This is a genomic window from Parageobacillus thermoglucosidasius (genome assembly GCF_001295365.1).
GTDB lineage: Bacteria > Bacillota > Bacilli > Bacillales > Anoxybacillaceae > Parageobacillus > Parageobacillus thermoglucosidasius.
Genome location: NZ_CP012712.1, coordinates 2719018 through 2743907, shown reverse-complemented (window position 1 = coordinate 2743907; position 24890 = coordinate 2719018). Strand labels below are relative to the sequence as shown.

General features: G+C 46.0%; 23 protein-coding genes. All 23 read left to right on the top strand.

Annotated features, from left to right (window positions below):
- Window positions 1-6: 6 nt before the first annotated feature.
- The 23 genes from cooS to AOT13_RS21100 all read left to right on the top strand — a co-directional run bounded on the left by cooS (window position 7) and on the right by AOT13_RS21100 (window position 24470).
- The gene (gene cooS, locus AOT13_RS13420; protein ID WP_013400775.1) at window positions 7-1932 is read left to right on the top strand and encodes an anaerobic carbon-monoxide dehydrogenase catalytic subunit; all 1926 of its coding nucleotides are present in this window, start codon (window positions 7-9) and stop codon (window positions 1930-1932) included.
- Window positions 1929-2417: a 4Fe-4S dicluster domain-containing protein gene (locus AOT13_RS13415; RefSeq protein WP_003250291.1), complete on the top strand. Its 489-nt coding sequence runs from the start codon at window positions 1929-1931 to the stop codon at window positions 2415-2417. The genes cooS and AOT13_RS13415 overlap by 4 nt, the downstream gene beginning before the upstream one ends.
- Window positions 2418-2535: 118 nt before the next feature.
- The gene (gene hyfB / locus AOT13_RS13410; RefSeq protein WP_042385273.1) at window positions 2536-4545 is read left to right on the top strand and encodes a hydrogenase 4 subunit B; all 2010 of its coding nucleotides are present in this window, start codon (window positions 2536-2538) and stop codon (window positions 4543-4545) included.
- A gap of 20 nt (window positions 4546-4565) precedes the next feature.
- Window positions 4566-5507, top strand: coding sequence for a respiratory chain complex I subunit 1 family protein (locus AOT13_RS13405; RefSeq protein ID WP_042385275.1), 942 nt, complete (start codon window positions 4566-4568; stop codon window positions 5505-5507).
- 18 nt (window positions 5508-5525) lie between these two features.
- Entirely contained in the window at window positions 5526-6173 is a 648-nt protein-coding gene (hyfE, locus tag AOT13_RS13400) for a hydrogenase 4 membrane subunit (RefSeq protein ID WP_042385276.1), read from the top strand.
- Between the two features lie 12 nt (window positions 6174-6185).
- On the top strand, window positions 6186-7664 hold the full coding sequence (locus AOT13_RS13395; protein ID WP_232511531.1) for a hydrogenase 4 subunit F: 1479 nt from the start codon (window positions 6186-6188) through the stop codon (window positions 7662-7664).
- Between the two features lie 58 nt (window positions 7665-7722).
- Window positions 7723-9162, top strand: a complete 1440-nt coding sequence (locus AOT13_RS13390; RefSeq protein WP_042385280.1) for a hydrogenase 4 subunit D — start codon at window positions 7723-7725, stop codon at window positions 9160-9162.
- Window positions 9163-9183: 21 nt separating this feature from the next.
- Window positions 9184-10908: a hydrogenase large subunit gene (locus AOT13_RS13385; RefSeq protein WP_013400781.1), complete on the top strand. Its 1725-nt coding sequence runs from the start codon at window positions 9184-9186 to the stop codon at window positions 10906-10908.
- A 31-nt stretch (window positions 10909-10939) separates the two neighbouring features.
- Complete coding sequence (locus AOT13_RS13380) at window positions 10940-11458, top strand: formate hydrogenlyase complex iron-sulfur subunit (RefSeq protein ID WP_013400782.1); 519 nt, start codon at window positions 10940-10942, stop codon at window positions 11456-11458.
- Between the two features lie 24 nt (window positions 11459-11482).
- Window positions 11483-12226 carry an NADH-quinone oxidoreductase subunit B family protein gene (locus AOT13_RS13375; RefSeq protein WP_013400783.1) on the top strand — a complete coding sequence of 248 codons (744 nt, stop codon included), beginning with the start codon at window positions 11483-11485 and terminating at the stop codon, window positions 12224-12226.
- Complete coding sequence (locus tag AOT13_RS13370; RefSeq protein ID WP_003250309.1) at window positions 12216-12647, top strand: formate hydrogenlyase maturation HycH family protein; 432 nt, start codon at window positions 12216-12218, stop codon at window positions 12645-12647. Before AOT13_RS13375 ends, AOT13_RS13370 begins: the two co-directional genes overlap by 11 nt.
- Window positions 12619-13074 (top strand): hydrogenase maturation peptidase HycI, encoded by a 456-nt coding sequence (hycI, locus tag AOT13_RS13365; protein WP_003250311.1) that lies wholly within the window; start codon window positions 12619-12621, stop codon window positions 13072-13074. Before AOT13_RS13370 ends, hycI begins: the two co-directional genes overlap by 29 nt.
- 304 nt (window positions 13075-13378) lie before the next feature.
- Entirely contained in the window at window positions 13379-13723 is a 345-nt protein-coding gene (gene hypA, locus AOT13_RS13360; RefSeq protein ID WP_003250312.1) for a hydrogenase maturation nickel metallochaperone HypA, read from the top strand.
- 3 nt (window positions 13724-13726) lie between these two features.
- Window positions 13727-14422 carry a hydrogenase nickel incorporation protein HypB gene (gene hypB, locus AOT13_RS13355; RefSeq protein ID WP_042385284.1) on the top strand — a complete coding sequence of 232 codons (696 nt, stop codon included), beginning with the start codon at window positions 13727-13729 and terminating at the stop codon, window positions 14420-14422.
- A gap of 436 nt (window positions 14423-14858) precedes the next feature.
- Complete coding sequence (locus AOT13_RS13350) at window positions 14859-15995, top strand: KamA family radical SAM protein (protein WP_003250316.1); 1137 nt, start codon at window positions 14859-14861, stop codon at window positions 15993-15995.
- Window positions 15996-16276: 281 nt separating this feature from the next.
- Window positions 16277-17290: a LacI family DNA-binding transcriptional regulator gene (locus AOT13_RS13345; RefSeq protein ID WP_003250317.1), complete on the top strand. Its 1014-nt coding sequence runs from the start codon at window positions 16277-16279 to the stop codon at window positions 17288-17290.
- Window positions 17291-17520: 230 nt separating this feature from the next.
- Window positions 17521-18909 carry a sugar ABC transporter substrate-binding protein gene (locus tag AOT13_RS13340; protein ID WP_042385287.1) on the top strand — a complete coding sequence of 463 codons (1389 nt, stop codon included), beginning with the start codon at window positions 17521-17523 and terminating at the stop codon, window positions 18907-18909.
- A 57-nt stretch (window positions 18910-18966) separates the two neighbouring features.
- Window positions 18967-19863: a carbohydrate ABC transporter permease gene (locus AOT13_RS13335; RefSeq protein WP_013876884.1), complete on the top strand. Its 897-nt coding sequence runs from the start codon at window positions 18967-18969 to the stop codon at window positions 19861-19863.
- Window positions 19864-19879: 16 nt separating this feature from the next.
- Window positions 19880-20785: a carbohydrate ABC transporter permease gene (locus AOT13_RS13330; protein WP_003250322.1), complete on the top strand. Its 906-nt coding sequence runs from the start codon at window positions 19880-19882 to the stop codon at window positions 20783-20785.
- A complete protein-coding gene (locus tag AOT13_RS13325) occupies window positions 20782-21891 on the top strand; it encodes an ABC transporter ATP-binding protein (RefSeq protein WP_013876885.1) in 1110 nt (369 codons plus the stop codon). Before AOT13_RS13330 ends, AOT13_RS13325 begins: the two co-directional genes overlap by 4 nt.
- A 201-nt stretch (window positions 21892-22092) precedes the next feature.
- On the top strand, window positions 22093-22572 hold the full coding sequence (locus AOT13_RS13320) for a PH domain-containing protein (RefSeq protein WP_003250326.1): 480 nt from the start codon (window positions 22093-22095) through the stop codon (window positions 22570-22572).
- Window positions 22559-24049: a PH domain-containing protein gene (locus AOT13_RS13315; protein WP_013400788.1), complete on the top strand. Its 1491-nt coding sequence runs from the start codon at window positions 22559-22561 to the stop codon at window positions 24047-24049. Before AOT13_RS13320 ends, AOT13_RS13315 begins: the two co-directional genes overlap by 14 nt.
- A gap of 247 nt (window positions 24050-24296) precedes the next feature.
- Entirely contained in the window at window positions 24297-24470 is a 174-nt protein-coding gene (locus tag AOT13_RS21100) for a hypothetical protein (protein WP_232511530.1), read from the top strand.
- Window positions 24471-24890 lie beyond the last annotated feature (420 nt).

Genomic DNA, 24890 nt, shown 5'->3' with positions numbered 1-24890 from the left:
ATATTTATGGGAAAAACATGTAATTTTTCTCTTGATCCTGCGGTTTGCGAGATGATAGAGAAAGCGAAACAAATGGGAGTGGAAACGATTTGGGACCGCTACCAAGTCATGCTTCCGCAATGTGGATTCGGGGAAACAGGTCTTTGCTGTCGGCACTGTTTGCAAGGTCCATGCCGTATCGATCCGTTTGGCGGTGAACCTAAGGTGGGAATCTGCGGGGCTACTGCCGATGTAATTGTCGCCCGCGGCCTTGACCGCGCTATCGCATCTGGAGCGGCGGGGCACTCCGGCCACGCAAGACACTTGGCGCACACGTTGAAGAAAACGGCAGAGGGTAAAGCGCCGGACTATGCTATCAAGGATAGAGACAAATTGCGCAAGGTTGCTGAACGTCAAGGCATTCCTACCGAAAACAGAAGTGACGCTGAGATCGCTTTGGACTTGGCGAAAGCTGCGTTATCGGACTTCAATGAGAAAGAGGCAGTCTCGTGGGTGGTTCACACAGTCACGGAAAATCGGGCAAAGGTGCTTTCGGAACAAAACTTAATGCCTAAAGGAATCGACTACGAAATTGCTGACATTATGCACAGAACTCACTACGGTGCGGACGCTGAGCCGATGAATCTCATCTGGGCCGGTCTGCGTTGCGCCATGGCGGACATGGCTGGTTCCTATATTGGCACCGACATTTCTGACATTCTCTTTGGCACTCCTCAACCTGTGGTAACTGAGGCAAATCTTGGGGTGTTGAAAGCCGATGCCGTTAACTTGGCAGTGCATGGCCACAACCCAGTTCTTTCCGATGTGATCGTTCATGTGGCGCGGGAAATGGAAGAGGAAGCAAAAGCAGCGGGTGCCACAGGTGTGAATGTGGTGGGCATCTGCTGTACTGGCAATGAAGTGATGATGCGCCATGGCATTCCTGCTTGTACTTATTCGGTGAGCCAAGAAATGGCCTTGATTACCGGTGCGGTCGATGCAGTAGTAATAGATTATCAGTGCATCGTGCCAGCGTTGGCTACAGTGGCGGAATGTATGGGAACCAAGATCATCACTACCACAGATGTCACTAGAATGCCTGGTGCCATCCATGTCAATTTCACGGAAGAAACGGCCGTAGAAAATGCGAAGGAAATCATCCGCATCGCGATCGAGAATTTCACCCACCGCAAAGGAAAACCGGTGGATATTCCGAAACATAAATCCAAAGTAGTGGCTGGTTTCTCCGTAGAAGCAATCAAAAACGCTCTTGCTAAGCTGAATGCTGAAGATCCTTTGAAACCACTGATCGACCATATCGCCGCTGGAAATATCCGCGGAGTCTGTCTCTTTGTTGGATGCAATAACGTCAAGATCACGCAAGATCAAAACTTTATTGCTATGGCCCGTCAACTTCTAAAAGAGAACGTACTGCTGCTGGCTACTGGTTGTGGAGCAGGGGCGCTCATGCGTCACGGATTTATGGATCCGGCGAATGTGGATACATTCTGTGGTGAAGGTTTGAAGGCAGTACTGACAGCCATTGGAGAGGCTAACGGCTTGGGTGGTCCGCTGCCACCAGTCTTGCATGTCGGCTCTTGTGTGGACTGCTCGCGGGGAGTGGCGCTAGCGGTTGAGCTTGCAAACCGGTTAGGTGTCGATATTGACCGGCTTCCATTGGTCGCCTCTGCTGCTGAAGCAATGGCGGAAAAAGCTGTTACCATCGGCCATTATGCCGTGACACTCGGTTTGCCGACACATGTTGGAATCAATATGCCAGTCACAGGCAGCCCGTTTGTAACCCAATTGCTGACAAATAAACTTCAAGATTACACCGGTGGATACTTCATTGTTGAATCCGATCCTGATTCCGCAACGAAAAAACTTCTTGCGGCCATCGATGAACGCAGAGCTAGCCTTGGGCTTAGCGTTCCTGGAGGTGGGCGACGATGAGTCGGAAAGAGATTTTCATTCGTTATGAACGGTGTACTGGTTGCCATTCCTGTGAACTGGCTTGCGCCGTAGCTCATACTTCTGACGGAGATCTAGTTGGAGCCATTTTGAGAGGGGAAAGACCACAGAAGTACCTCTGGGTAGAAGATATAGACGAGAAGAAGGTTCCGACGGTCTGCAGACAATGCGAAGATGCTCCATGTGTGGCCGTCTGCCCAACAGGAGCGATGTTCAAGTTGGATGAAAACACCAATGTCTGTAATTTACAACAATGTATTGGTTGTTGGATGTGTGCTTTGTCTTGTCCGTTTGGTGCGATCGGTCGCAATGAGGGGAAAGTGGTAAAATGCGACCGGGCATGCTTGAATGAGGAGGGCATACCTGCCTGCGTTCGATCCTGCCCAACCGGGGCACTTGTCTTCATGACAGTGGAAGAGTTTGAGGCAGAACGACGCAAGGAAGCCGTTGCTTCACTATTAAAATAGCAGTTTTGCGCAAGGGCGGGGTGGAGAAGTTCCTTCTCTCCCCCTTTAGCCCAATTTTTAAAAGAAGTGCTGCTGTTGTTAATGTGGTGCCTATTTTGCGGGCGGGAGGTAGGAATAAATGAATGTTCAGCAGCTATTTCTGCTGTCTGTTTTCTTATATGTCGCCGGAGCGTTGGGTTCCTTGGCGATGAATCGAGTTGGCAAAGCGGCAAACTATGTTTCAGCGATAAGTACTTTTACGGCCGCCATTGCAGGGCTGATCTCGACCATCATCGTTTTGGTTCGAGAAACTCCCATCGTAACAGAGCTTTCAGGGTTTGTCCCTTTTGCACGATTTACGATCGAAATGGACCATCTTTCTGCTTTTATGATTTTGGTAATTTCACTATTAGCTGCCGCTACAGCCATATTCACACTCACTTATGATGATCAGTATGTGGGGAAAAACGCTGGGATATTTGGTTTTTTGAACAACTCATATATTTTGTCAATGGTACTTGCGGTTGCCAGTTCCAACGCATTCTATTTTCTAGTCTTTTGGGAAATCATGACCTTGGCTTCTTATTTCCTCGTTGTGGTCAAACAGGATGAGGAAGCAATTCATTCCGGTTTTGTCTACTTTGCTGTAGCTCACGCTGCGGCAACAGCCATTATCATTTCGTTTGTTGTGTTATTCCTTTACACAGGCAGCTTCAGCTTTACTGATTTTCGCAGCGTTGAGATTTCCCAAGCTACGAAAAATCTAGTCTTTTTGCTTAGCTTCATAGGATTCGGAACGAAGGCTGGTATCGTTCCATTTCATATCTGGTTACCGCGGACTTATTCTTCTGCTCCATCCACCGTTTCTGCCCTCATGTCGACTAAGGTCGCGATCTATGGCTTAATCCGAGTGGGGGTGGATTTTCTTGGTGCCTCCGTTTGGTGGTGGGGACTTACAGTCTTGACCATTGGTGCAATCTCGGCGTTTCTGGGTATTCTTTACGCTTCTGGCGAAAACGATCTCAACCGGCAATTAGCTTATTCCAGTACCGAAAACGTGGGCATCATCCTAATGGGTATCGGTGTCGGCATGATTGGCGTAGCCAGTGGACAACCTGTTCTGGGAGTGCTCGGTATTTTGGCGGGACTCTATCATCTGTTAAACCATGCTGTCTTCAAAGGACTTCTTTTCCTTGGGACAGGCTCTATAATCTATCGGATCGGCACAAAAAACATGGAGGAAATGGGCGGGTTGGCCAAACAAATGCCATGGACCGGATTCGCATTTTTGACTGGCGCTCTAGCCATTTCAGCCATTCCGCCTCTTAACGGTTTTGTTAGTGAATGGTTTCTCTATCAATCGCTGTTTATGGCGGGCAAAAGCGACATCCTGACGTTCAAAGTGCTGTCACCACTTTGTGCGGTTATGCTGGCTCTGACAGGCGCGCTGGCAGCGATGTGCTTTGTAAAAGCCTATGGGGTTACTTTTGTCGGTCCTTTCCGCAGCGATCGGGCACGGGAAGCCAGAGAAGTGCCGGTACCGATGATTGCTGGGATGGTAATTCTTGTAGCTGGCTGCATTGTTCTCGGATTGGGAGCGCCGATGATTGCTCCATATATCGGGATTGTGGCATCAGCGTTGCTGGGCACCAATCCGGTTTGGGTAAGTGACGATATGATGGTATTTCCGGGAAGTAACTCGCAGGCTATGCTTTCTACGCCGCTTATGTTCCTTCTCCTTATAGGGCTTGTGATGTTCTCCTTGTTCATTGTCTGGATTCAAGGAGGAATGAAGGCTGGAAGACGTATTGATTCTGTGCCGTGGGCATGCGGTTATGCCTATTCTTCGCGGATGGCGGCCACAGCAAACGCTTTTGTCCAACCATTGCGAATTCTTTTCCATCCTATCTATTTGCTGAGAAACGCCCTCATAGGATTGGGAAATAAAATTGCATCATATTCCAAACAAGCGGTGGACTACATCGATCGTTTGGAATTGATTTGGGAAAATAATATCTATGGTCTCTTGGCACGGGGAATGTTTCATTTAGGCAAACGGGTGCAAGTCATCCAGGTTGGGAATGTCCAAGTGTATTGCATGTATATTATTATCACACTTGTCGTCTTACTGATCACGACGGTCAGATAATCAGACAGGAGGAGAAAAAGATGCCCGAAATGAAATTGCTCCTCATCGGTTTGGTGCAGGCTGTATTTCTTCTGCTAGTAGCACCTTTTTTTACGGGTCTCTCCCGTGTTTTAAGGGCGAAAGTCCATTCAAGGAAAGGTCCTAGTATTTTACAAGATTATCGGGATATTTTTAAGCTCATCAAAAGACAAGAGGTTGTACCTGCCCAGTCCAGCTGGGTATTCCGCATAACACCTTATGTAATCATGGCAACCATGCTGCTTATCGCCATGATAATTCCAGTATTAACTCTGCAGGCCCCTTTGGGAATGGTTGGTGATCTCATTGTTGTCGTTTACCTGTTTACGGTGTTTCGCTTCTTCTTTTCTATTGCAGGGTTGGATTCTGGGAGCAGTTTCGCCGGAATTGGTGCCAGCCGGGAAATGGCCTTGGGCGTTCTTGTGGAACCGACGATTATCTTGGTGCTGTTCGTGGTTGCCCTTCTTTCCGGATCGACCGATCTGGGAATAATCAACCAAAAGATGGCGACCGGTGAGATATCCTATTTAAGCCCGGCAGTCTTGTTGGGAATGGTGGCTTTTGCTGTCGCTACTTTTATTGAATCCGGCAAGATCCCATTTGACCTGGCGGAAGCAGAAGCGGAAATTCAGGAAGGCCCCCTTACAGAATATTCTGGGCGCTCGCTAGCCATTTTAAAATGGAGCCTAGGATTGAAACAAATGGTAGTAAATGCTTTGTATCTAGCCATTTTCTTCCCATTTGGGAACGCGGCGGTGGTTACTCCTTCTGCCATTCTGGTATCTATGGTTCTCTTTCTTTTAAAGGTTGTTGTTATTTACGTGGTTGCAGCACTGCTGGAAAACAGCATGGCCAGATTTGTTCTTTTCAAGACGCCCGCTGTAACTTGGATGGTTTTCGGAATAGCCGTGTTGTCGTACGTTTTCTACATGGTCAATATTTGATCGGAAGGGGATAAGATCATGTCCGGCACTAGTGTAGTCAACGCCCTGACTGTGCTGCTTATCCTGACCTCAATGCTGGTGGTAGAAACCAAGAGGCTCCGGTTGGCGGCGTACATGTACAGCATCCAGTCCCTTGTTTTGGTGTCGATTTTTCTATCTTTGGCGGTATTTATGCATGCAGAACCGTTGTATATATGGTCCGTCACAGCATTCATCACCAAAACTATTTTGGTTCCTTATCTAATCATCAGAACTCTCAAAAAGGTAGGAGAGCAAGAAGAAGGGAAGTCGCTTAAGACAACCACGTCGGTTTTTCTTGCTGTGCTCTTGGTAGCTTTATCGTTCGTGGTGGTCGGTTCTTTCCAGGTGTATGCGGCACTAAAGATAAAGATTGCGCTGGCGGTTTCTATCGCCCATTTTCTTCTCGGGTTGCTCTGTATGTTGACTAGAAGGAATGCGCTCAAGCAGATCTTGGGCTATTGCTTGATGGAAAACGGGTCACATTTGACGCTGGCCCTAATGGCTTACAATGCTCCTGAGACAGTAGAAATTGGAATTTTAACCGATGCGGTATTTGCGGTTCTGATCATGCTTGTCATTGCTAAGCGCCTATCTAAGGGCTTCGGCACCTTGGACACGGGTAAGCACACACTACTTAAGGGTTAGGTGATGATTGAAATGGGGGAGAACATTCTAATCTATTTGCCTGCGGTACCGCTGGGAACGGCACTGTTGGCTTTTGCGATTAGATCCCGGCGCATGGTGGAGACCGTTCACTTTCTTGGGATTAGTATCTTGGCCCTTCTCTCCTTGTTACTGGTCAAATCCGTGCTGGACGGACAAAGCCTGTTTGCTCTGGACGGCATGCTTTTCGCCGATGAATTGACGGCGATCCTGATTTTGCTGATCGGGGTAATTGGTTTTTTGAACGGTTTTTATTCCATCGGATATATGAGACATGAGCTAACGCATGGCGAAGTAAATGAGAAGGGCGTCTGTTTTTATTACGGTTTCTATCATATATTTTTGTTCACGATGGTTATCTCTGCCATTTCCAACAATATCGCCATTATGTGGGTTGCGGTGGAGGCAACCACTTTGGGTTCGGCATTCCTAGTTGGGTTTTACAAGCACAAGACTTCTGCAGAGGGTGCTTGGAAGTATGTCTTGATCTGTAGCGTTGGTCTTGCTTTTGCACTGTATGGAACGATACTGACTTACTCTAACGCCTTTTCTTCAGTGCAAGACGCTCACAGAGCGATGTTGTGGACCGAGTTGGTACGAATGGGGCAAGACCTTGATCCGCAGTTGATGAAGCTGGCATTTGTGTTCGTTTTGATTGGCTTCGGCACCAAGGCAGGGTTGTTTCCTATGCACACTTGGCTTCCTGATGCACACAGTGAAGCTCCGAGCCCGGCCAGCGCCCTCTTGTCAGGTGTACTGCTCAAATGTGCATTATTTGCGATTGTCAGATATTATGCTATCGCCTTGCAGGTCGTTGGCAAGGAGTTTCCGAATTCTCTGCTGCTCATCTTTGGTCTTCTCACTGTGGGGGTTGCCGCTTTCTTCATTTTGATGCAGAACGATATCAAGAGAAAGTTGGCATACAGCAGTGTTGAGCATGTTGGCATTATTGCTACAGGATTGGGCATTGGAGGGGCGCTTGGAATATTTGCCTCGCTCCTTCATACCATCAACCATAGCATCACCAAGTCACTTCTATTCTGTACGACAGGAAATATTATGATGAAATACGGTACCCGGGATGCGAACAAGATCCGAGGAATGCTAAAAGTCATGCCTTTTACGGCATTAATGTTCATGGCAGGGATTATCGCTGTGGCCGGTTCACCACCTTTCAATATTTTCGTCAGCGAGTTTACGACATTGACGGCTGGCCTGAAAAGTGGGCATTTCTGGGCAATGATCCTTTTTTTACTGTTTTTAGTGATCGCTTTTGTCGCATTGGTCCTTCTCATCAGTGAAACGGTTTTCGGCCCTCCTTCAGAGGATCTGCCTCGTGGTGATGCCAACTGGCTTACGTTGTTGCCTTTTGGAATCTTGTTCGTCTTTATGGTATGGTTGGGTTTATACTTACCAGATCCGCTTAACCAATTATTGCAGGGTGCAGTCAGCGTTGTCCTGGGTGATAAGTAAAGAAAATGGAAATTTGCTGATTCATTAATGAAAGATTCAGTCAGGAGGTGCGATGTAGATGGTTTGGTATGCGCTGGGAAGCATCCTGCTGCCAGTGTTAGGAAGCGCCCTTATCCTTTTTATACCAGAACGGCATGTGAAAAAAGTGAGTCAGTTTTTCTCCTTCCTAGCTTTTATCTGCGGTTTGCTTTTACTGATCACTTTTGCAACAACCAGCAACAGTTTCACCCAGGATCTGCTAACCATTAGCGGTATCAATTTGTTTGGTGTCACGATTGATACCCTTAGTGTTTTAGTCAATTTCATGGTAGTTTTCATCGGTTGGCTCATTTGTACTTACTCGGCGGGGTATATGAATGCCGGTAACCGGGAACATCCGGTTAAAGAAGGGATTCCTAGGTTTTATGCTTTCATGCTGCTTTTTATCGGCTCGATGTCCGGTCTTGTCTTTTCTTCAACGTTGCTTGGACTGTTGTTTTTCTTTGAAATGACTGGTCTCTGTTCGTGGAATTTGATCGGATTTTACGGAGATCAAAAATCACGAAGATCTGCGCTCTGGGCGATTATACTCACACACTTTGCGTCACTTGGGCTCTATGTGGCAGCTGCTTATGTCTTTATTAGCACCGGCAGCTTCTCCGTAGCCGCCCTTAGCAAATTAACCGAAACCGGGAAAATTGTTGCTTTTATTGGAATTTTGATCGCCAGCTGGGGCAAGTCTGCTCAGCTTCCTTTACACCCTTGGCTCCCGCGGGCGATGGTGGCACCGACACCGGTAAGTGCCTATTTGCATGCTGCTTCAATGGTTAAAGTTGGGGTTTACATCTTTGCGCGGACTGTCCTGGAAGCAGGATCAGTCCCCCAAGTAATCGGCGAGATCGGGGTGATCATGGCGGTTGTCACTATGGTCTACGGTTTTGTTATGTATTTCCCGCAGGATGATATGAAGAAATTGCTTGCTTACTCGACGATTGCTCAACTTTCATACATTTTTTTGGCGGTTTCCCTTTCCATTTATGGTTCAAAAATGGCTTTTGACGGAGCGGTGGCCCACATCTTTAATCATGCTTTTGCTAAAGGCTTGTTCTTCCTAGTTGCAGGTGCGCTGGCATATACAACCGGCACCCGCCGGCTTTCCATGCTCAAAGGAATTTTAAAAAAAACTCCTGTTATCGGTTTAGGGTATATTGCAGCAGCGATGGCCATTACTGGCGTTCCTCCGTTTAATGGCTTTTTCAGCAAATTCATGATTATACTTGCCGGTTTTGAGATTGGCATTCACCATCCGCTAGTCCTTGTCTTAATGATCGTTACAATGATTGAGTCTGTTGGAAGTTTCATTTGGATCTTAAAGTGGATGGGTGTTAACGTATTGGGCGCACCATCGGATGCAGTGGCGAATGCGGCAGCGCCGCCTTTGCCGATCAAATTTGTTCTTAGCGTTCTTATCATCATGACTCTGATTTCCCAGTACATTGTTTTTCTTCTATTAAGCTAGGGAAAAGGAGGTTAACATGGCATGGAAAATAAAATGAAATCCGATCAAGGCAAAAAATATGTGGAAGCGTTGCGGTCTAAGTTTGGAACTGCAATCCTCGATGAAAGCTGGCAAACACCGGATCAGGTAACATTGACCGTTAAGCTTAACTCTCTTCCAGAAGTGGTGGAAGAGGTGTATTACCGGCAGGGAGGATGGCTCGCCAACGTTATCGGGAATGATGAGCGCAGCTTGAACGGACATTTTGCGCTATACTATGTTCTTTCCATGGAACAAGCGCAGGATTCCCGGCAAAATTTTTGGTTGACCGTAAAGGCTTTGATTCCTTCCCATAAACCGGAGTTTCCTTCGGTAACCCCACGGGTGCCGGCGGCTGTATGGTATGAGCGGGAAGTGCGGGATATGTTCGGTCTTGAACCAGTGGGCCTTCCCGATACGCGGAGGCTGGTATTGCCTGATGATTGGCCGGATCACCATTATCCTCTGCGGAAAGATGCCAACGTTTTTCGTCCTGATCCGGCAGTGGAGGAAGAAAGCTACAAGTTTATCGAAGTGGAAGGAGAGGGGATTGTCGAGGTACCTATCGGTCCGTTGCATATTGCCAACGACGAGCCGGGGCATTTCCGGCTCTATGTCGACGGTGAGTATATTATAGACGCGGATTACCGCCTTTTCTACGTGCATCGCGGGATAGAGAAATTGGCGGAGACCCGCATGGACTATCACCAAGTTAACTTCCTCGTCGAGCGGATCTGCGGTATTTGCGGCTATACCCATAGCGTGGCGTATGCGACGGCGCTGGAAACTGCCAATGGAATTGAGGTGCCGCTGCGTGCTCAATATATTCGCACGATCCTGTTAGAGGTGGAGAGATTGCACAGCCACCTTCTGAATCTTGGGGTGGCGGCCCACCTGGTGGGGTTCGATTCAGGTTTCATGCACTTCTTCCGGGTTAGGGAGAAGTCGATGAAAATGGCCGAAATTCTTACCGGAGGCCGTAAAACTTACGGCATGAACCTGATTGGCGGTGTGCGCCGGGATATTTTAAAAGAGGAAAGAGATCAAGTGTTGCGTTTAGTTTCCGAGATGCGGACAGATCTTGATGAGCTCCTTGATATTATGGTCAATACTACTAACTTTATCTCTCGAACGAAAGGAGTAGGCCGTCTTGACCCGAAAGTAGCCCGAGATTATAGCCCGGTAGGTCCTAATTTGCGGGGATCAGGATTTGCAAGGGATACGCGGATGACCCATCCGTATGCGGCTTACGATCGGATAACTTGGAACGTCATTTCCAAGGATGGATGCGATGTTCTTTCCAGACAATTAGTACGAGCGGCGGAACTGTTCCAATCTTTGGACATCATTGAAAAATGCCTGAGTGAAATGCCTCCAGGACCTGTTCTTGTAGAGGGGTTTTCTTATAAACCGTACACCTTTGCCGTTGGATATACCGAGGCACCAAGGGGGGAAAATGTTCACTGGGTAATGACAGGAAGCGGCCAGAATGTATATCGGCTGAGAGCGCGGGCCTCAACTTATAATAATTGGCCATCTCTCAGATATATGTTTCAGGGCAACACGGTTTCTGATGCTCCGCTCATCATAGCTAGCATCGACCCTTGCTATTCCTGTTGTGATCGGGTTACTGTGATCGACGTGCGTAAAAGAAAGGCAAAAACGATCGAATATAGGGAGCTGGAGCGGTACTGCCAAGAAAGAAAGGACTCTCCGCTAAAACTCTAGCCCGGCTATAAGCGAAAGGGGGATTTCCAAGATGTTAAAATTGCTTAAAAAAGCACTACAGGTCGGGGAAGCTACTGTTAAGTATCCCTTTAAACCGTTAGAGGTTGCGCCTGGCTTTCGCGGGAAACCTGTTTACGACTTTAGCCAGTGTATTGCATGCGGTGCCTGCGCTACCGCCTGTCCGTCTAATGCCATTACCATGGAGCATGATTTCAAACGGGGGATCGTGTCTTGGAACATAAACTATGGCCGTTGCATTTTCTGTGGCCGTTGTGATGAGGTATGCCCTACGGGTGCCATCGCTCTCTCAGAAGAGTTTGAATTGGCTGCCAGCAGAAAGGAAGACCTGTACTGCCGTGCTGAGATCCAGCTTTGTAAGTGCAGCTCCTGTGGAAAGCACTTTGCGCCTTATCGTGAACTGGAATACGTACTGGCAAACTTGGAACAAGTAGGATTGACTGATCATGACAAAGAAAAGTGGAAGCAGCTCGTGAACGTATGTCCGGAATGCCGACGCCGGCAGGTGGCAGCTCCATGGGTGCACAATTAGGGTGTTAAGGAGGGAGGCGTTAAGATGGATCAAGAAGTAAAACTGGCAGATCTGAAGGCGAAGTTGAAAAATGTCATTAAACGCTCTGTTTACGTGTACCGCGTGGACTGTGGTGGATGCAACGGGTGCGAGATTGAAATTTTTAGCGCCATCTCACCGACTTTTGATGCGGAGCGGTTTGGCATCAAGGTGGTACCTACTCCGCGGCATGCCGATATTCTTCTCATCACCGGCCCGATGACGAGGGCCATGAGGCTGCCGGCGATACGGGCGTATCAAGCTGCCCCAGATCCAAAAATTGTGGTAGCTTATGGTGCATGTAGCTGCAGCGGCGGGATTTTTCATGATTGTTACGGGGTATGGGGAGGAGCGGAAAGCGCCTTTCCTGTAGATGTATATATTCCCGGATGCCCTCCAACTCCGGCAGCGACGTTGTACGGTCTTGCGATAGCCTTGGATTTGCTTCAACAAAAGATTAAAGGAGAACAGTTTGTTGAGGAAGACGTTACTCACGTCACTCCGAAGTACGATGGGGTTTCCCCAGATCTTGCTAAAGAGCTCGAATGGGAGGCGCGCCGCCTGAGCGGTTACTTGCAGGGGCGGCGCATCGCCGCGCAATATATCGAGTTTATAAAGGAAGGGAACCCGTTGGTGGTCGATCAGAAAATTAAAGAGCTGGTAAAACAAGAGAAAGATCCGCGACTGGCCGAAGTTATTTTAAAATTGCACAAGATTTATATGGAGAGGGTAAGCCATCATGCCGGGTAAGGTAAAGTTCTTTAAGCTGTACAAAAAATTTGTAGATGAAGGAAATGAAAATAATGTCGCTCCTGAGGTTAAGCAGCTGAAGTATTATGCTCTGGCTATTGGTCATCATATAGGAGTGGTAGATTGTTTATCGCCCGTTATGGTTATCGAAAAGGAAGACTATTTTAATTGGATTGGCAAACTTCCCCAAGGGAAAGCCAAAAGAAAGCTGGAAGGTCTAGCCAAATGGGGGGAATTAGAGATAAACAGGGATCATGTTGCAGCTTTAGGATCGGCACTGTCTGAAGCCGATCCAAGTTTCCTCCCGGAAGAGAAAAAATGGGCGAACAATCTGTTACAACTTCTCCAAATGATAAAAAAAGAGCCAGCTGTATATTTGGTGGTGAGATTAAGTGAAGAGGTTAGTGATTACAGTAGGTAACGAGATGATGGGGGATGATGGAGCCGGGCCGCTTTTGGCCCGCCTTTTAGAAAGAAATCGCATACCCGGGTGGGAAGTAATCGATGGCGGTTCGGTTCCAGAAAATTATTTTCATCGCGTGCGTGATATGAAACCAGAAGTAGCCGTAGTGGTAGATGCCTGCGACATGAACTTGAAAGCCGGAAGCGTGCGTCTCATTTCTGAAAACGATATTGCTGATGAATGGATTTTGTCGACACATCGGTTACCTTTATCGTTCTTCATCTCAGCGTTGAAAGAACTGGTTCCAGAGGTCTACTTTATCGGGATCCAGCCTTCTATCGTCGCCTTTGGGGTTCCGGTCTCTCCTGAAATAAGGCAAGCAGTTGAGATGGTGTATCAAAAATTGAAAGCAGGGAAGATGGATTTTCCAACCTTGGATGATTAGGAAAGATTGCAGAGGGAAGTTGTCAGAACGCGGGCCAAAAGATAGTTTTGCAAAAGGAAATCGGTGAATCATTTCCATGTTGAAAAACGGAGACGGTACGGTGGCGGGGGAAGAGAAGCGTTCAAGAAGGCGACTGGATTGATGGTGCCGCTTTGGTTACCTTGACGAGAAAGTAATGATGGTTGTCAAGGCGCTGCAAGTTTGCGCAGCTCCTTGGGGTTATGCGGGCATGCATGGTTCCAAGGTGAATCCAGCAGTGCTCATTTTTCCCATTTTTCTCAATATAGATAAGAGGTGTCCGGCTATGCATGAACTGTCCATCGCGCAAAACTTGGCGGAATTAGCCATCGAGGCAGCAAAACATACAGGGATGAAACGGGTACATGCCCTTCATTTAAAACTTGGTGTCTTGTCGGGGGTAGTAAAGGAAGCGCTGGAATTTTCCTTCGATGTGGTTATCGAAGGGACGCTGCTGGAAGGGGCTAAGCTCATCATTGAGGATATTCCTGTTAAAGTCTTCTGCCCAGCTTGTCAAGAAGCCCATGTTTTATCTGAACCATTTCCTATGCGATGTCCTGTGTGTGGAACAAAAACAAGTCAAGTGCTCGAAGGGCGGGAGATGGAATTGTTTTCCTTGAAAGGGGTGTAAAAGATGAAAGAGATGATGTTAAATCCCCGGGTCGTTGAAATTCGGCAGAATGTCCTTAAGAAAAATGATATTCTTGCAAGAGAATTACGAAAGCAGTTTCAGGAGGCCGGTGTCTACGTCGTCAATTTGGTCTCAAGTCCGGGTGCTGGAAAAACGACCTTGCTTACCGAAATATTGACCCGTCTTCGCCAGCGGTATAGTGTGGCAGCCCTAGTCGGTGATTTAGCCACAGAAAATGACGCTAAACGTTTGCGCCAGAGCGGAGCAAAAGTGCGTCAAATTACTACTGGTACAGTTTGTCATCTTGAGGCGGATATGATTAAAAGATCTGTGGAAGGATGGGACTTAGAAAATATCGATTTTCTCTTTATCGAAAACGTTGGCAATCTTGTGTGTCCGGCAAGTTACGATTTAGGGGAAAATCAGCGTGTCATTCTCTTTTCTGTGACGGAAGGGGAAGACAAGCCAGTGAAATATCCTACTATCGTCAACAGTGCCGATATGGCGGTCATTACGAAAATCGACTTGGCCGAAGCAGTGGGGTTTCAACGAGATCTCTTCTATGAGGCGCTGAACGAGATAAGACCAAGCATTCCCGTTTTTGAAGTTTCGGCCCGCACTGGAGAAGGAATTGACGAGTGGATATCCCATTTGGAGGCCGCCAAAAAAGCGTTTGAACAAGCGGCTGGTTCCTTGTAATCGGATAAGATGCAATCATCGCAAATATGCTCGAGGAGAAACGCTTCCATATGTTTCGTCATTGAGGCCCGCAGCATAAACAGTGGTGGAAGACCATTTTAAGGAATTCGCGCTACCATCGCCATCCATTTTGTTTTTGCGAGCAAATATTTAGTTATCGGGTGCTTGACAGGGAGTTCTCGGTAGCCATGGCCCTTTAGCCATAAAAAACATGAAAGGTTATCATGGCTACCTCTCTAAATTCCATCGCTATTATTGTACAAATTTTTTGTGGTTTTCTGATCATAGCCGCTGGAATGATGTCCGCCTAAAGTCAAATAAATGAACAAACTAAAATAGAAGATGATTGATAATGGATATTATATTAAACTTTGCATCTCTTTCACACTTTTGTTAGTTTTATTTTATAGAAAACATTTTTAAAAGAGGTGGTAGGATGGCACAGCCAAAGTATATTACAAATATCGAAAAAATCACACAAATCCCGAAGGAAGAACGGGAAAAATTAAAAAAAATCACTAATAAATATGTATTTAGAGTGAACGAATATTATCTGAATTTGATTAATTGGGATGATCCGAACGACCCTATACGGAAATTGGTGATACCGAATGAAGGGGAGCTAAATGAATATGGCAGCTGGGATGCTTCCGATGAGGAAGCCAACTATGTGGTGCCAGGGTGTCAGCACAAGTATAAAACGACTGCATTGCTCATCGTTTCAGAAGTTTGTGGAGCATATTGCCGGTTCTGTTTCCGGAAGCGTTTGTTTCGTAGCGATGTGAAAGAAGCTATGTCCGATGTGACGCCTGGTATAGAATATATTGCACAAACTCCTGAAATAAACAACGTTTTATTGACTGGCGGAGACTCTCTTATTTTGGCAACTAAAAAAATTAGGCAGATTGTCGAGAGATTGCGGGCGATTGATCATGTGAAAATCATCCGTTTTGGTTCAAAATTGCCTGTCTTTAATCCTATGAGAATTTATGAAGATCAAGAGCTGCTTGATTTGTTCCGCCAATATTCCACACCAGAAAAACGCATTTATGTCATGGCACATGTGAACCATCCGCGTGAAATAACAGAGGAAGCGCGCAAAGCTTTTCAAGCCCTTCACGATGCCGGGGTTATCGTTGTGAACCAAACGCCTATCTTAAAAGGAATAAATGATGACCCTGAAGTGTTGGCAGAATTGCTGGATAAACTGTCATGGGCAGGAGTAACGCCGTATTACTTCTTTGTTAATAGACCGGTAGCGGGCAACAGCGATTTCGTATTGACGCTGGAAAAAGTATATCAAATCGTTGAACAAGCAAAAGCAAGAACATCGGGATTAGGCAAACGCGTCCGCCTCGTTATGAGCCATTCCTCAGGAAAAATTGAAATATTGGCAATCGAAAACGGCAAAGCATACCTGAAATATCATCAGTCCAGAGATGATGAACAATATGGAAAATTTATCGTTTTGGATTGTCCGAAAGACGCCACTTGGTTTGATGACTTGCCTGGCAATGAAAAATATTGGAAAAAACCAGTAAAAAAGGCAGCACAATTGAGTTCGGCGAACTAAATGGACCTCTCCCGCCTCCATTCCATCAAGAGGCGGGAGTTTTTGAAGGAAGGGAATAAAGCATTCATCCTTCATTCTGCTAATATTCCTGTTAGGTTAGGATGAGTGCTCATCATAAAAAAGTGGTGAAGAGGCTTTTTTGCACGAATAATTCGTTGTTTTTAATGCGCTGCTTTTTATATAACAACAAAATGTTTGACAAATAATAAACATAGCTATAACATTAACCACAGGGAGCGGCTTTGAAAAAGAACCAGAACGATATACGGGAGGTAGCTTTGGTGAGCTACACCATTAAAGACATCGCTTTGCGGGCTGGTGTTTCAAAGTCGACAGTTTCGCGCGTCATTTCCGGAAAAGGCTTTGCAAGTCAACAAGCGCGGGAAAAAGTATTCAAAGCCATGAAAGAGCTGCAGTATAAACCAAACGCCTTGGCAAGGGCAATGGTTTCGCAGCGCACGAACAATATTGGCGTGGTCGTATATTATTATCATCCACATGCTTCTATCGCTTCACACCCGTTTTATGGCAAAATAATTGACGCCATTCTCCACAAAGCGAAAAACCTCAACTATTCCGTACTTGTTGCCACAGATGAAGAAAAATCGTTAAAATCGGTCGATTATATGGTAGAAAAGCGGGTAGACGGGCTTATTCTCATCAGCGGATTTCGCCAGGAAATCGCCGATTATATTGATCAATTTCATATTCCTTACGTCGCCGTCAACGCGTCTGTTGAAAAAGAGAATGTCATTCAGCTTGTCCATCATGACTTTAAAGGCGGAGCGTACATCGCCGAACACTTGTATCAGTTGGGGCATCGGCGGGTTTTCGTGATTGGCGGCCCACAGGAAAACCACCGCTTGCGGCTTGAGGGATTCCGCCGGCGCATGAGGGAGCTTGGCGGAGAGATGACGGAAGAAGATGTTCACGTTTCTTCTAGCTTTGCCTTCGCTGATGGGTATAAAGGGTTATCAGCTGTTTGGGATCGCTTCCGATCAAGAAAACCGACAGCGCTGTTCGCTACGAATGATATGCTGGCGATGGGCGCAATGAAATTTTTGTTGGAAAAAGGGATCAGCATCCCTGATGATATTGCTGTCGCCGGTTTTGGCGATATTGATTACTCGAGCATATTCCATCCTTCCTTAACGACCGTTCATATTAATCAGACTAAAATGGGAGAAGATGCGGTCTCTTGGTTAGACCGATTAATCAAAAATGAAGATGTCCAGAAAGGCAAAATTGAATATGAGCCAACTTTAGTCGTTCGAGAATCAACTGCTGGATGTTAAAGCGGCTCGTTTATCCAACTATGTCCGCTTGATCACAACTTTGCACGTCGATTTCCATTCTTTGCTGTCTCTTTTCCGGTCCGGAATATTCATAAATCGGCATTGTGTGGGAGCTTGCCCGCATGAATCTTTTATCCTGAGTGGGAACGTTCCCATTTCGTTTGCTCAATGGATCATTTTCTTTTCCTTCTCCTTTTATTAAAAAAATTAAAGGAGTGAGGTGTGAGAAAATGAAAAAAATGAGAAAACGAATCGCTGTCCTACTATCCACGTTATTGATGGCCGCGGGGGTTCTTTCCGGCTGCGGAAAGAGTGATTCATCTGGAAACGAAGAAAATGGGAAAGTCGTAACGATTAAAGCGCAGACGATCGGAGCGGAATTGACTCGGGTCGAAAACTTGAAGAAAGCGGCTGAAAAACTGAATCAGGAGCTGAAAGAACAAGGAAAAGACATTCAGGTCAAAGTGGAAACGAGTTCATTTGACGGCGGCACCGACGAATACGCGAAACAATTTATGCTCGCATTCCGTTCGAAAAAAGCGCCTGATATTTATACGACAGGACATGAAAACATCGGCTGGCTGGCCGACGGCAACTACATCCTTCCATTGGATGAATTGAAACAATCGAAGGCGTATGCGGATGTCTTTCCGTCCCTATGGGAGTCGGTAACATATAAAGGCCGTATTTGGGGTGCCTTACAAGACACGGAAGCACGTCCGGTTTTCTACAATAAAGATGTGTTGAGAAAGCTTGGCTGGAGTGAAGAAGAAATCAATTCCCTTCCGGAAAAAGTAAAAAACGGAGAGTTTACGTTAGCGGACATGACGAAAGTAGCGGAAGAAGCGGTGAAAAAAGGTTTGGTGCCATACGGCATCATCCATCGTCCGGTAGAAGGGCCTGATTTCCATGTGATGGTATACAATTTCGGCGGCACCTTGTACGATCCGAAAGAAAATAAGATTGTGTTGGACAAAACGGCGGTGAAAAAACAGCTCGACTATTATGATGAAATCGCGCAGAAAAAATTAATTCCGAAAAACTTGACGCAAATGGAGTGGAGCAATATCCATAAAACCGTCGTCAACGGCAAAGCGTTGTTCTATTATGGCGGCATTTGGAATGTATTTAACTGGGCTCAGGACAATTTCCACGAAAAACTTGGCAAAGTCGATGAAAAATGGGTGAACGAACATCTCGGCATGATGCTCATTCCAGCAGCGGAAAAAGGCGGTAAGCCAATTACGCTTTCACACCCGTTTGTATATACGGTTTCTGCGCAAACAAAACATCCAGAGCTTGTCAAACGCCTATTGGAGCTTGTAGCGGATCCGGCTTTGCAGGCCAAACATGATGTTGAAACATTCCATCTGCCTGTAACGGAAAACGTGCTGGACCATCCGACGTTCCAAGCAAATCAAACATTAAAAAATGTCGCGTATATGTCTGAATATACGACATTCTTGCCAAACCATAACGGATTCCCGCAATATTCGAAAGCGGTATTTAACGCGATCCAATCCGTAGAGCTTGGCAAAAAAACGCCGGAACAAGCGTTGAAAGATTTAGAAACACAGCTGAAGAACGATCTCGGCGATCAGCTAAAAATCGTTGAGTAAACAAATGATACCTGGCGCACACTGCCAGGTATCCATCTTTTCAAGGAGGGGTGAAATGTGAGAGCGGCGGTAAGGAAATGGAAGTTGCCGGCGATCATGCTTGGACCGTTTCTGGCGCTTATCTTTCTTTTCTTTTTTCTTCCCGTGGTTTTGATTGCCATATTGGCGTTTACGAACATGGATTCAGCCATGCGGTGGGAATTTGCAGGATTGGCAAATTTCCAAAAGCTGTTGGCAGACCCAAACATCATGAAGATTATAAAAAACACTGCGCTATATGTCGGTTTCACTTTGCTTATCAACGTAGGTTTTGGCTTCGTTTTAGGCATTTTAACCAGCTATTATATTCAAAAAGAGTCGGTTGGCTTAATTTTTCGGACAATTTGGATGCTGCCGAGAATGTCGCCGCCGGTCGTGTATGTCCTGCTTTGGCTATGGTTTTTCGATCCAAGCGAATATGGGGTGCTCAACAGTTTGCGGGCGCTCTTCCATATGGAACCGGTGGCGTGGCTCCATGAATATCCGATGACCGCCGTCATTTTAGCAAACGGAATCATTGGCGCATCGTTTGGGATGATTATTTTTTCGTCGGCGATTAAGTCCATTCCAAAAGATTTGTTTTACGCCGCCAATGTCGACGGGGCGTCGCAATGGTCGATCATTAAAGATATCATTATCCCTGCTGTCCGCTGGCCATTGATGTTCGTGACGCTTTGGCAATTTTTGTCCCTTATTACTTCGTACGAATATATTTTCTTGCTTACTAATGGCGGACCTTTGTTTGAAAGCGAAGTGCTTGCTTTATATTCTTTCCATAAGGCGTTCCAGAATTTCGAATTTGGCTATGGTTCAGCGATTTCCCTCGTTCTTGTCATCATCGCTTTAATTTTCTCGTTTATGATGTGGAAGTGGTTTGGCATGCAAAAAATGATGCGGTCTTCGAAAATCGAGTAAGAAAGGGGTGGCGAATATGGAGCAACGGCTTCACACCGAAGCCGCCGTATCTGCCACGCTGACACGGCGGCCTGCTTTGCAATGGAAAAAGCGTCTTCCGTTTTTTATCGCCTATGGTCTGCTTGGAATTACGACAATGCCGGTTATTTTGATGTATATATGGTTGCTGCTAAGTTCTTTCGCAAAGCAAATGAAATACGGTTTTATTCCGGTCGGTTTTACCATGGAGAACTGGAAATTTTTATGGACGAATGTCGAATACAAGGGCACGATGCTTCCAAGCATTTGGACGGCGACATGGAATTCCCTTTTGTTTTCGATTACGTTGACAATGCTCGAAGTGCTTATCGGTGTTATGGCAGGGTACGCATTATCCCGCATCGAATTTCCGGGGCGGCAGATGCTGATGAAAACGACGTTGATTTTGCACGCTTTTCCAAGTGTCGCCTTGCTGATTGCCGTATACTATATTTTAAATTTTTTAGGATTGTTTGACACACTGTTCGGCGTGCTGCTTGTCAAAACTGCATTGCAAATTCCGATGACGGCTTGGATCATCAAAGGGTTTTTTGACAATGTGCCATGGGATGTGGAATGGGCTGGATTAATAGACGGATGCAGCCGCTTGAAAGTGTGGTTGACCATTGTGCTGCCGATGATTAAACCGGGAATCGCTGCTATCAGCATTTTCTCGTTTTTATCCGGCTGGTCGGAGTTTTTGCTGCTCTATATGTTTATTGTCAGCGATGACAACATCACGCTCGCTTCATATTTGCAAAGACTAATCAGCGATCCAAACTTAGTGGACTACGGTTTGTTGAGCGCGGTATCGCTGTTTTATATGCTGCCGGTGATCTTGTTCTTCATTTTCACGCAAAAATCATTGATGGAAGTAAGCGTGGGAGGAGGTAAAGGCGTATGAAAATTGAGCTGAAAAATCTATGTAAATCGTTTGATAAAAAAACGAATGCGATCGATAACATGAACTTGATAATTGAAGACGGGGAATTTGTTGCGCTTCTTGGCCCGAGCGGCTGCGGAAAATCGACGACAATGCTAATGATCGCGGGAATTTACAAACCAGATAGCGGGGAAATCCGCTTTAACGGACAGCTCGTGAATGATTGGGAGCCGAAAGACAGAAACATCGGCATGGTCTTTCAAAGCTACGCCTTATATCCGCATATGACCGTATTAGAAAATATTGCCTTCCCGCTTAAGCAGCAAAAAGTGCCGAAAAAAGAGCGAATAGAACGGGCAAGACAAGCGGCAGAAATGGTGCGGCTCGGGCATGTGTTGGACAGAAAGCCGGATGAACTCTCCGGCGGCCAGCAGCAACGCGTCGCTTTGGCGCGCGCGATTGTGAAAAAACCGAAAGTATTGCTGCTGGATGAGCCGCTGTCCAACCTCGACGCCAGATTAAAAATCGAAATGAGAGAGGAAATTTCCCGCCTTCATAAAGAATTAGGCATCACGACGATTTTAGTTACCCACGACCAAGAAGAAGCGATGACGATGGCAGACCGGATCGCTGTTATGAAAGATGGGAAAATCATTCAATATGGCACGCCGATGGATCTATATCACCGGCCGAGTGACTTTTTTGTCGCTCAATTTATTGGGACGCCGCCGATGAATGTGTTTCGTGGAAAACTGATAGGAAATCAGCTTTATTTCCTCAACCAGTCTACAGAGTTAGACCACGAACAATGGAACACGGCTCAAGGGGAACTTGATGTATATGTTGGAATCCGGCCGCATGATGTGAAATTAGGAAAGGGCGGCGACATTCGCGTTAAAGGAATCGTGCAGATGATCGAGCCGATAGGCCATGCCCAAATCATCCGCATAAACGTTGGTAGCGAACAGCTCCGTCTTTTTGCCGAACCAACTGTTGCCATTGAATACAAAAGCGAAATAACAGTTTCCTTCCATCTTTCTTCGCTTCATTTATTTGATATGCAGACAGGAAAAAGTTTGCGAAAAGAGAGAATGAAGGAATCACAAACAGAAGAAATGGTTGGGTGAAAATATGATAGGGAAAAAAATTTGATGCAGTTGACGGTCTTTTCTCGGACGTTTCCAACGAGAAAGGCCGTTTTTTGTTGTTTGCAAAATTTTTTGTCGAGTTTTTGATTATTTTCAATAGTTAGAGATAGTTAAAACTGGAAGTTTACTGTATACTAGTACGTAGATTCGTTGTTATTGTTTGTGGGAGGATGGAAAATAATGAAAGGGGATCCTGGAAAAAGAATTTCTGAGCGGGCGCTGTTGGTATGGCGGATATACGGCATGATCGGGGTCGCCGTTTCTTTTCTTGTTTCTGCCGCCATTGTTGCCGTCCTGCTTGTTTTTGGCGGAACGAAATGGATCATTCCGGTTTTAATTATTTTATTGATAGGAGAAGCTTATTTTTTTATTTTCTTTATTCCTGCTTTGCGTTGGCGGAGATGGCGCTATGAAGTTCGTGAACAGGAAATCGAAATTCAAAAAGGATTGTTTGTCGTGAAACGGACATTGATTCCGATGATTCGCGTGCAGCATGTCGATTCAATCCAAGGGCCGTTGCTGAAAAAATACAAGCTGGCTTCTGTCGCCATTTTCACAGCGGCGACGATGCATGTCATCCCGGCGCTTGATGAAGAGGAAGCGGAGAAGCTGCGTTATCATATTTCTAAATTAGCGAGGGTGGCGGATGAAGATGTATGAGAAAAAACGTCTGCATCCCATTTCCGTTGTTGAGAATATTTTAAAAGAGCTGAAAGACCTGCTTTTGCCGCTTATCCTTGTCACCATTATCGGCAATAAAACGATTTCCTCGATGTGGGATATCGCAGTCCCGTCCGCCTTCATTATTTATACGATCGCCATCGGAATCGTTTCTTGGCTTCGCTTTACGTATTGGCTGGAAGAAGGAGAATTGCGCATTGAATACGGCGTGTTTGTGAGAAAAAAACGGTACATTCCGTTTGAACGCATTCAAGGCATTTCCATATCCGAAGGATTTTTGCAAAGAATGGTCGGAGTTGTAAAAGTAAAGGTGGAGACGGCAAGTAATCAATATGGAGAAGCAGAGGCCGTATTGACGGCCGTGACAAGGGAAGAAGCGAAACGGCTTCAGTATTTGCTGCAAAAATCCAAAGAAATCAAGGAAATTGTGGCGAAAGATGAAAGTGCAATAGCTTCTTCCAAACACGACCAAGAATTGGAACAAGAAACGAAAACTGTCATCTTTTCAATGAATGTTTGGGAAATTTTCCAAGTCGCCGTGACGAGCGGCGGGACGTTTGGTGTTATTTCCGCTATCTTTCTTTTTATCTCCCAATTTGATGAGCTCATTCCTTATGAGAAGCTATATAAAGATGCGCAAACATTTATTGCGCACGGTGTCTTCTATACAGCGGCGGTTGTTTTATTTATTTTTATTGCTGCCTATATGGTATCTGTCGTGCAAAATATGTTCAAATATGCGTTTTTTACGGTGGAAAAAGCAGGGGAGAACATTGTCATCTCAAGAGGGCTCCTTGAAAGGAAAAAGGTCGCGATCCCGATCGAGCGGGTGCAGGGCATTGTGATAAAGGAAAACATCATACGGCGATGGTTCGGATATGCTTCGGTTTATGTTATTTATGCAGGAGAAGCTTTCAATGAAGGCATTCGCGGAAGTGTTGTTCTTTGTCCGCTTGTCAAAAAGAAACGAATTGCTTCCGTCATTCTGTCTTGTTTTCCAGATTATCATGTGGAGCATGAGTTCATCGCGCCGCCAAAGCGGGCGCGCATCCGTTACATGGCCCGCCCTTTATATGTGTTGCTTGCCCCTGTTTGCCTCGCTGCTTTTTGGCTTCGTCCGTGGGGCTTTTTGCTTCTATTGGCGCTTCCAGTCGCTGCTTATTTCGGCTATCTCAACTACCGGACCGCCGGCTGGGCGGTTTCCAATCATCAACTTGCATTAAGAAGCCGTTTTTTGAGCGTCAAAACTGTTTATATGTTAAAAAGCCGCATCCAATCCATGGAAGCTTCCTATAACTTGTTTCAGCGGCGGAGACGTCTGGGAACCATTGAGGCCACGGTCGCGTCAGGTCCCGGCGGCACCGCAGGAAAAGTCGCAGATCTTGATGAAGAAGATGTTCAAACAATATATGCGTGGTTTCAACGGACGAAAGAGAGACAAGTTTTGGATGAATAACTTTATAGATGATTGCTCATCATCTTGGAAAAGAGTCGCTGTTTATTTTTTATATACCGGGAATTTGCGGCCAACGGCAAAAAAAGTGGTTGGCGGCGTATCGCGCTTTCTTGAAGCTCGCACACCTCTTCCGCAGCATTTTCCAAATCGGCAAGCCTCTACTTGATTTTCAGCGCGGGAAAAGAAACTCCCGCCTCTTTATGGGAAGGTGGGAGTCTGCACCGTATGCGAGCAATGGAAGCCACGTGTGACAGGATGGTTTGGCCAGGCGAATCATTCGCAATTCGCTGTTCGCCAACTGACACATGTGCCTGGAGCGCGGCGTTTTGAGACGGGAACACCATCTTTCATCAGCGCTTATGCCGCTTCTGCCGCTATCCGTTTGCTTCTTGAAATAGGAGTAGAGAATATATCTTCTTAATTTAAATCAATTAGTTCAATTCGCATTAAATGACGGACAAGAAAAAGGGTTACAAGTTGTCAGCCCGTTATCTGCTGATCAACGGGGCGCCATGATTGCTTTTTATGCAGAAAATGCCGGGCAGATAGCATCTATTATGAAAGAGAGAATATTATTGTTTCTGCCAGAAAAAACGATGTGATCCGAATTGCACCCCATTTTTACAATACAAAGGATGATGTTCGGCAGGTCATTGACGAGCTGGCAGCTGTTTTGCATCTTAAGTAACGGGCAGCTTAATATGAACAAAGTGACAAAAGAGCTGCAGCTTCTTAATATGCGCGGTTTAACGGATAAAAGAAAGATAAAGGTTTTTTGCAAATATTCTTAGGAGATTCACTTTCGTATTTCCATTGATTCCGTCACTGGCTTAATTTGTTA

Excerpts from the sequence above, each read along its gene's own strand:
- cooS (WP_013400775.1), top strand. The coding sequence starts at position 7 with ATGGGAAAAACATGTAATTTTTCTCTTGATCCTGCGGTTTGCGAGATG.
- AOT13_RS13415 (WP_003250291.1), top strand. The coding sequence starts at position 1,929 with ATGAGTCGGAAAGAGATTTTCATTCGTTATGAACGGTGTACTGGTTGC.
- hyfB (WP_042385273.1), top strand. The coding sequence starts at position 2,536 with ATGAATGTTCAGCAGCTATTTCTGCTGTCTGTTTTCTTATATGTCGCC.
- AOT13_RS13405 (WP_042385275.1), top strand. The coding sequence starts at position 4,566 with ATGCCCGAAATGAAATTGCTCCTCATCGGTTTGGTGCAGGCTGTATTT.
- hyfE (WP_042385276.1), top strand. The coding sequence starts at position 5,526 with ATGTCCGGCACTAGTGTAGTCAACGCCCTGACTGTGCTGCTTATCCTG.
- AOT13_RS13395 (WP_232511531.1), top strand. The coding sequence starts at position 6,186 with ATGGGGGAGAACATTCTAATCTATTTGCCTGCGGTACCGCTGGGAACG.
- AOT13_RS13390 (WP_042385280.1), top strand. The coding sequence starts at position 7,723 with ATGGTTTGGTATGCGCTGGGAAGCATCCTGCTGCCAGTGTTAGGAAGC.
- AOT13_RS13385 (WP_013400781.1), top strand. The coding sequence starts at position 9,184 with ATGGAAAATAAAATGAAATCCGATCAAGGCAAAAAATATGTGGAAGCG.
- AOT13_RS13380 (WP_013400782.1), top strand. The coding sequence starts at position 10,940 with ATGTTAAAATTGCTTAAAAAAGCACTACAGGTCGGGGAAGCTACTGTT.
- AOT13_RS13375 (WP_013400783.1), top strand. The coding sequence starts at position 11,483 with ATGGATCAAGAAGTAAAACTGGCAGATCTGAAGGCGAAGTTGAAAAAT.
- AOT13_RS13370 (WP_003250309.1), top strand. The coding sequence starts at position 12,216 with ATGCCGGGTAAGGTAAAGTTCTTTAAGCTGTACAAAAAATTTGTAGAT.
- hypA (WP_003250312.1), top strand. The coding sequence starts at position 13,379 with ATGCATGAACTGTCCATCGCGCAAAACTTGGCGGAATTAGCCATCGAG.
- hypB (WP_042385284.1), top strand. The coding sequence starts at position 13,727 with ATGAAAGAGATGATGTTAAATCCCCGGGTCGTTGAAATTCGGCAGAAT.
- AOT13_RS13350 (WP_003250316.1), top strand. The coding sequence starts at position 14,859 with ATGGCACAGCCAAAGTATATTACAAATATCGAAAAAATCACACAAATC.
- AOT13_RS13340 (WP_042385287.1), top strand. The coding sequence starts at position 17,521 with ATGAAAAAAATGAGAAAACGAATCGCTGTCCTACTATCCACGTTATTG.
- AOT13_RS13330 (WP_003250322.1), top strand. The coding sequence starts at position 19,880 with ATGGAGCAACGGCTTCACACCGAAGCCGCCGTATCTGCCACGCTGACA.
- AOT13_RS13325 (WP_013876885.1), top strand. The coding sequence starts at position 20,782 with ATGAAAATTGAGCTGAAAAATCTATGTAAATCGTTTGATAAAAAAACG.
- AOT13_RS13320 (WP_003250326.1), top strand. The coding sequence starts at position 22,093 with ATGAAAGGGGATCCTGGAAAAAGAATTTCTGAGCGGGCGCTGTTGGTA.
- AOT13_RS13315 (WP_013400788.1), top strand. The coding sequence starts at position 22,559 with ATGAAGATGTATGAGAAAAAACGTCTGCATCCCATTTCCGTTGTTGAG.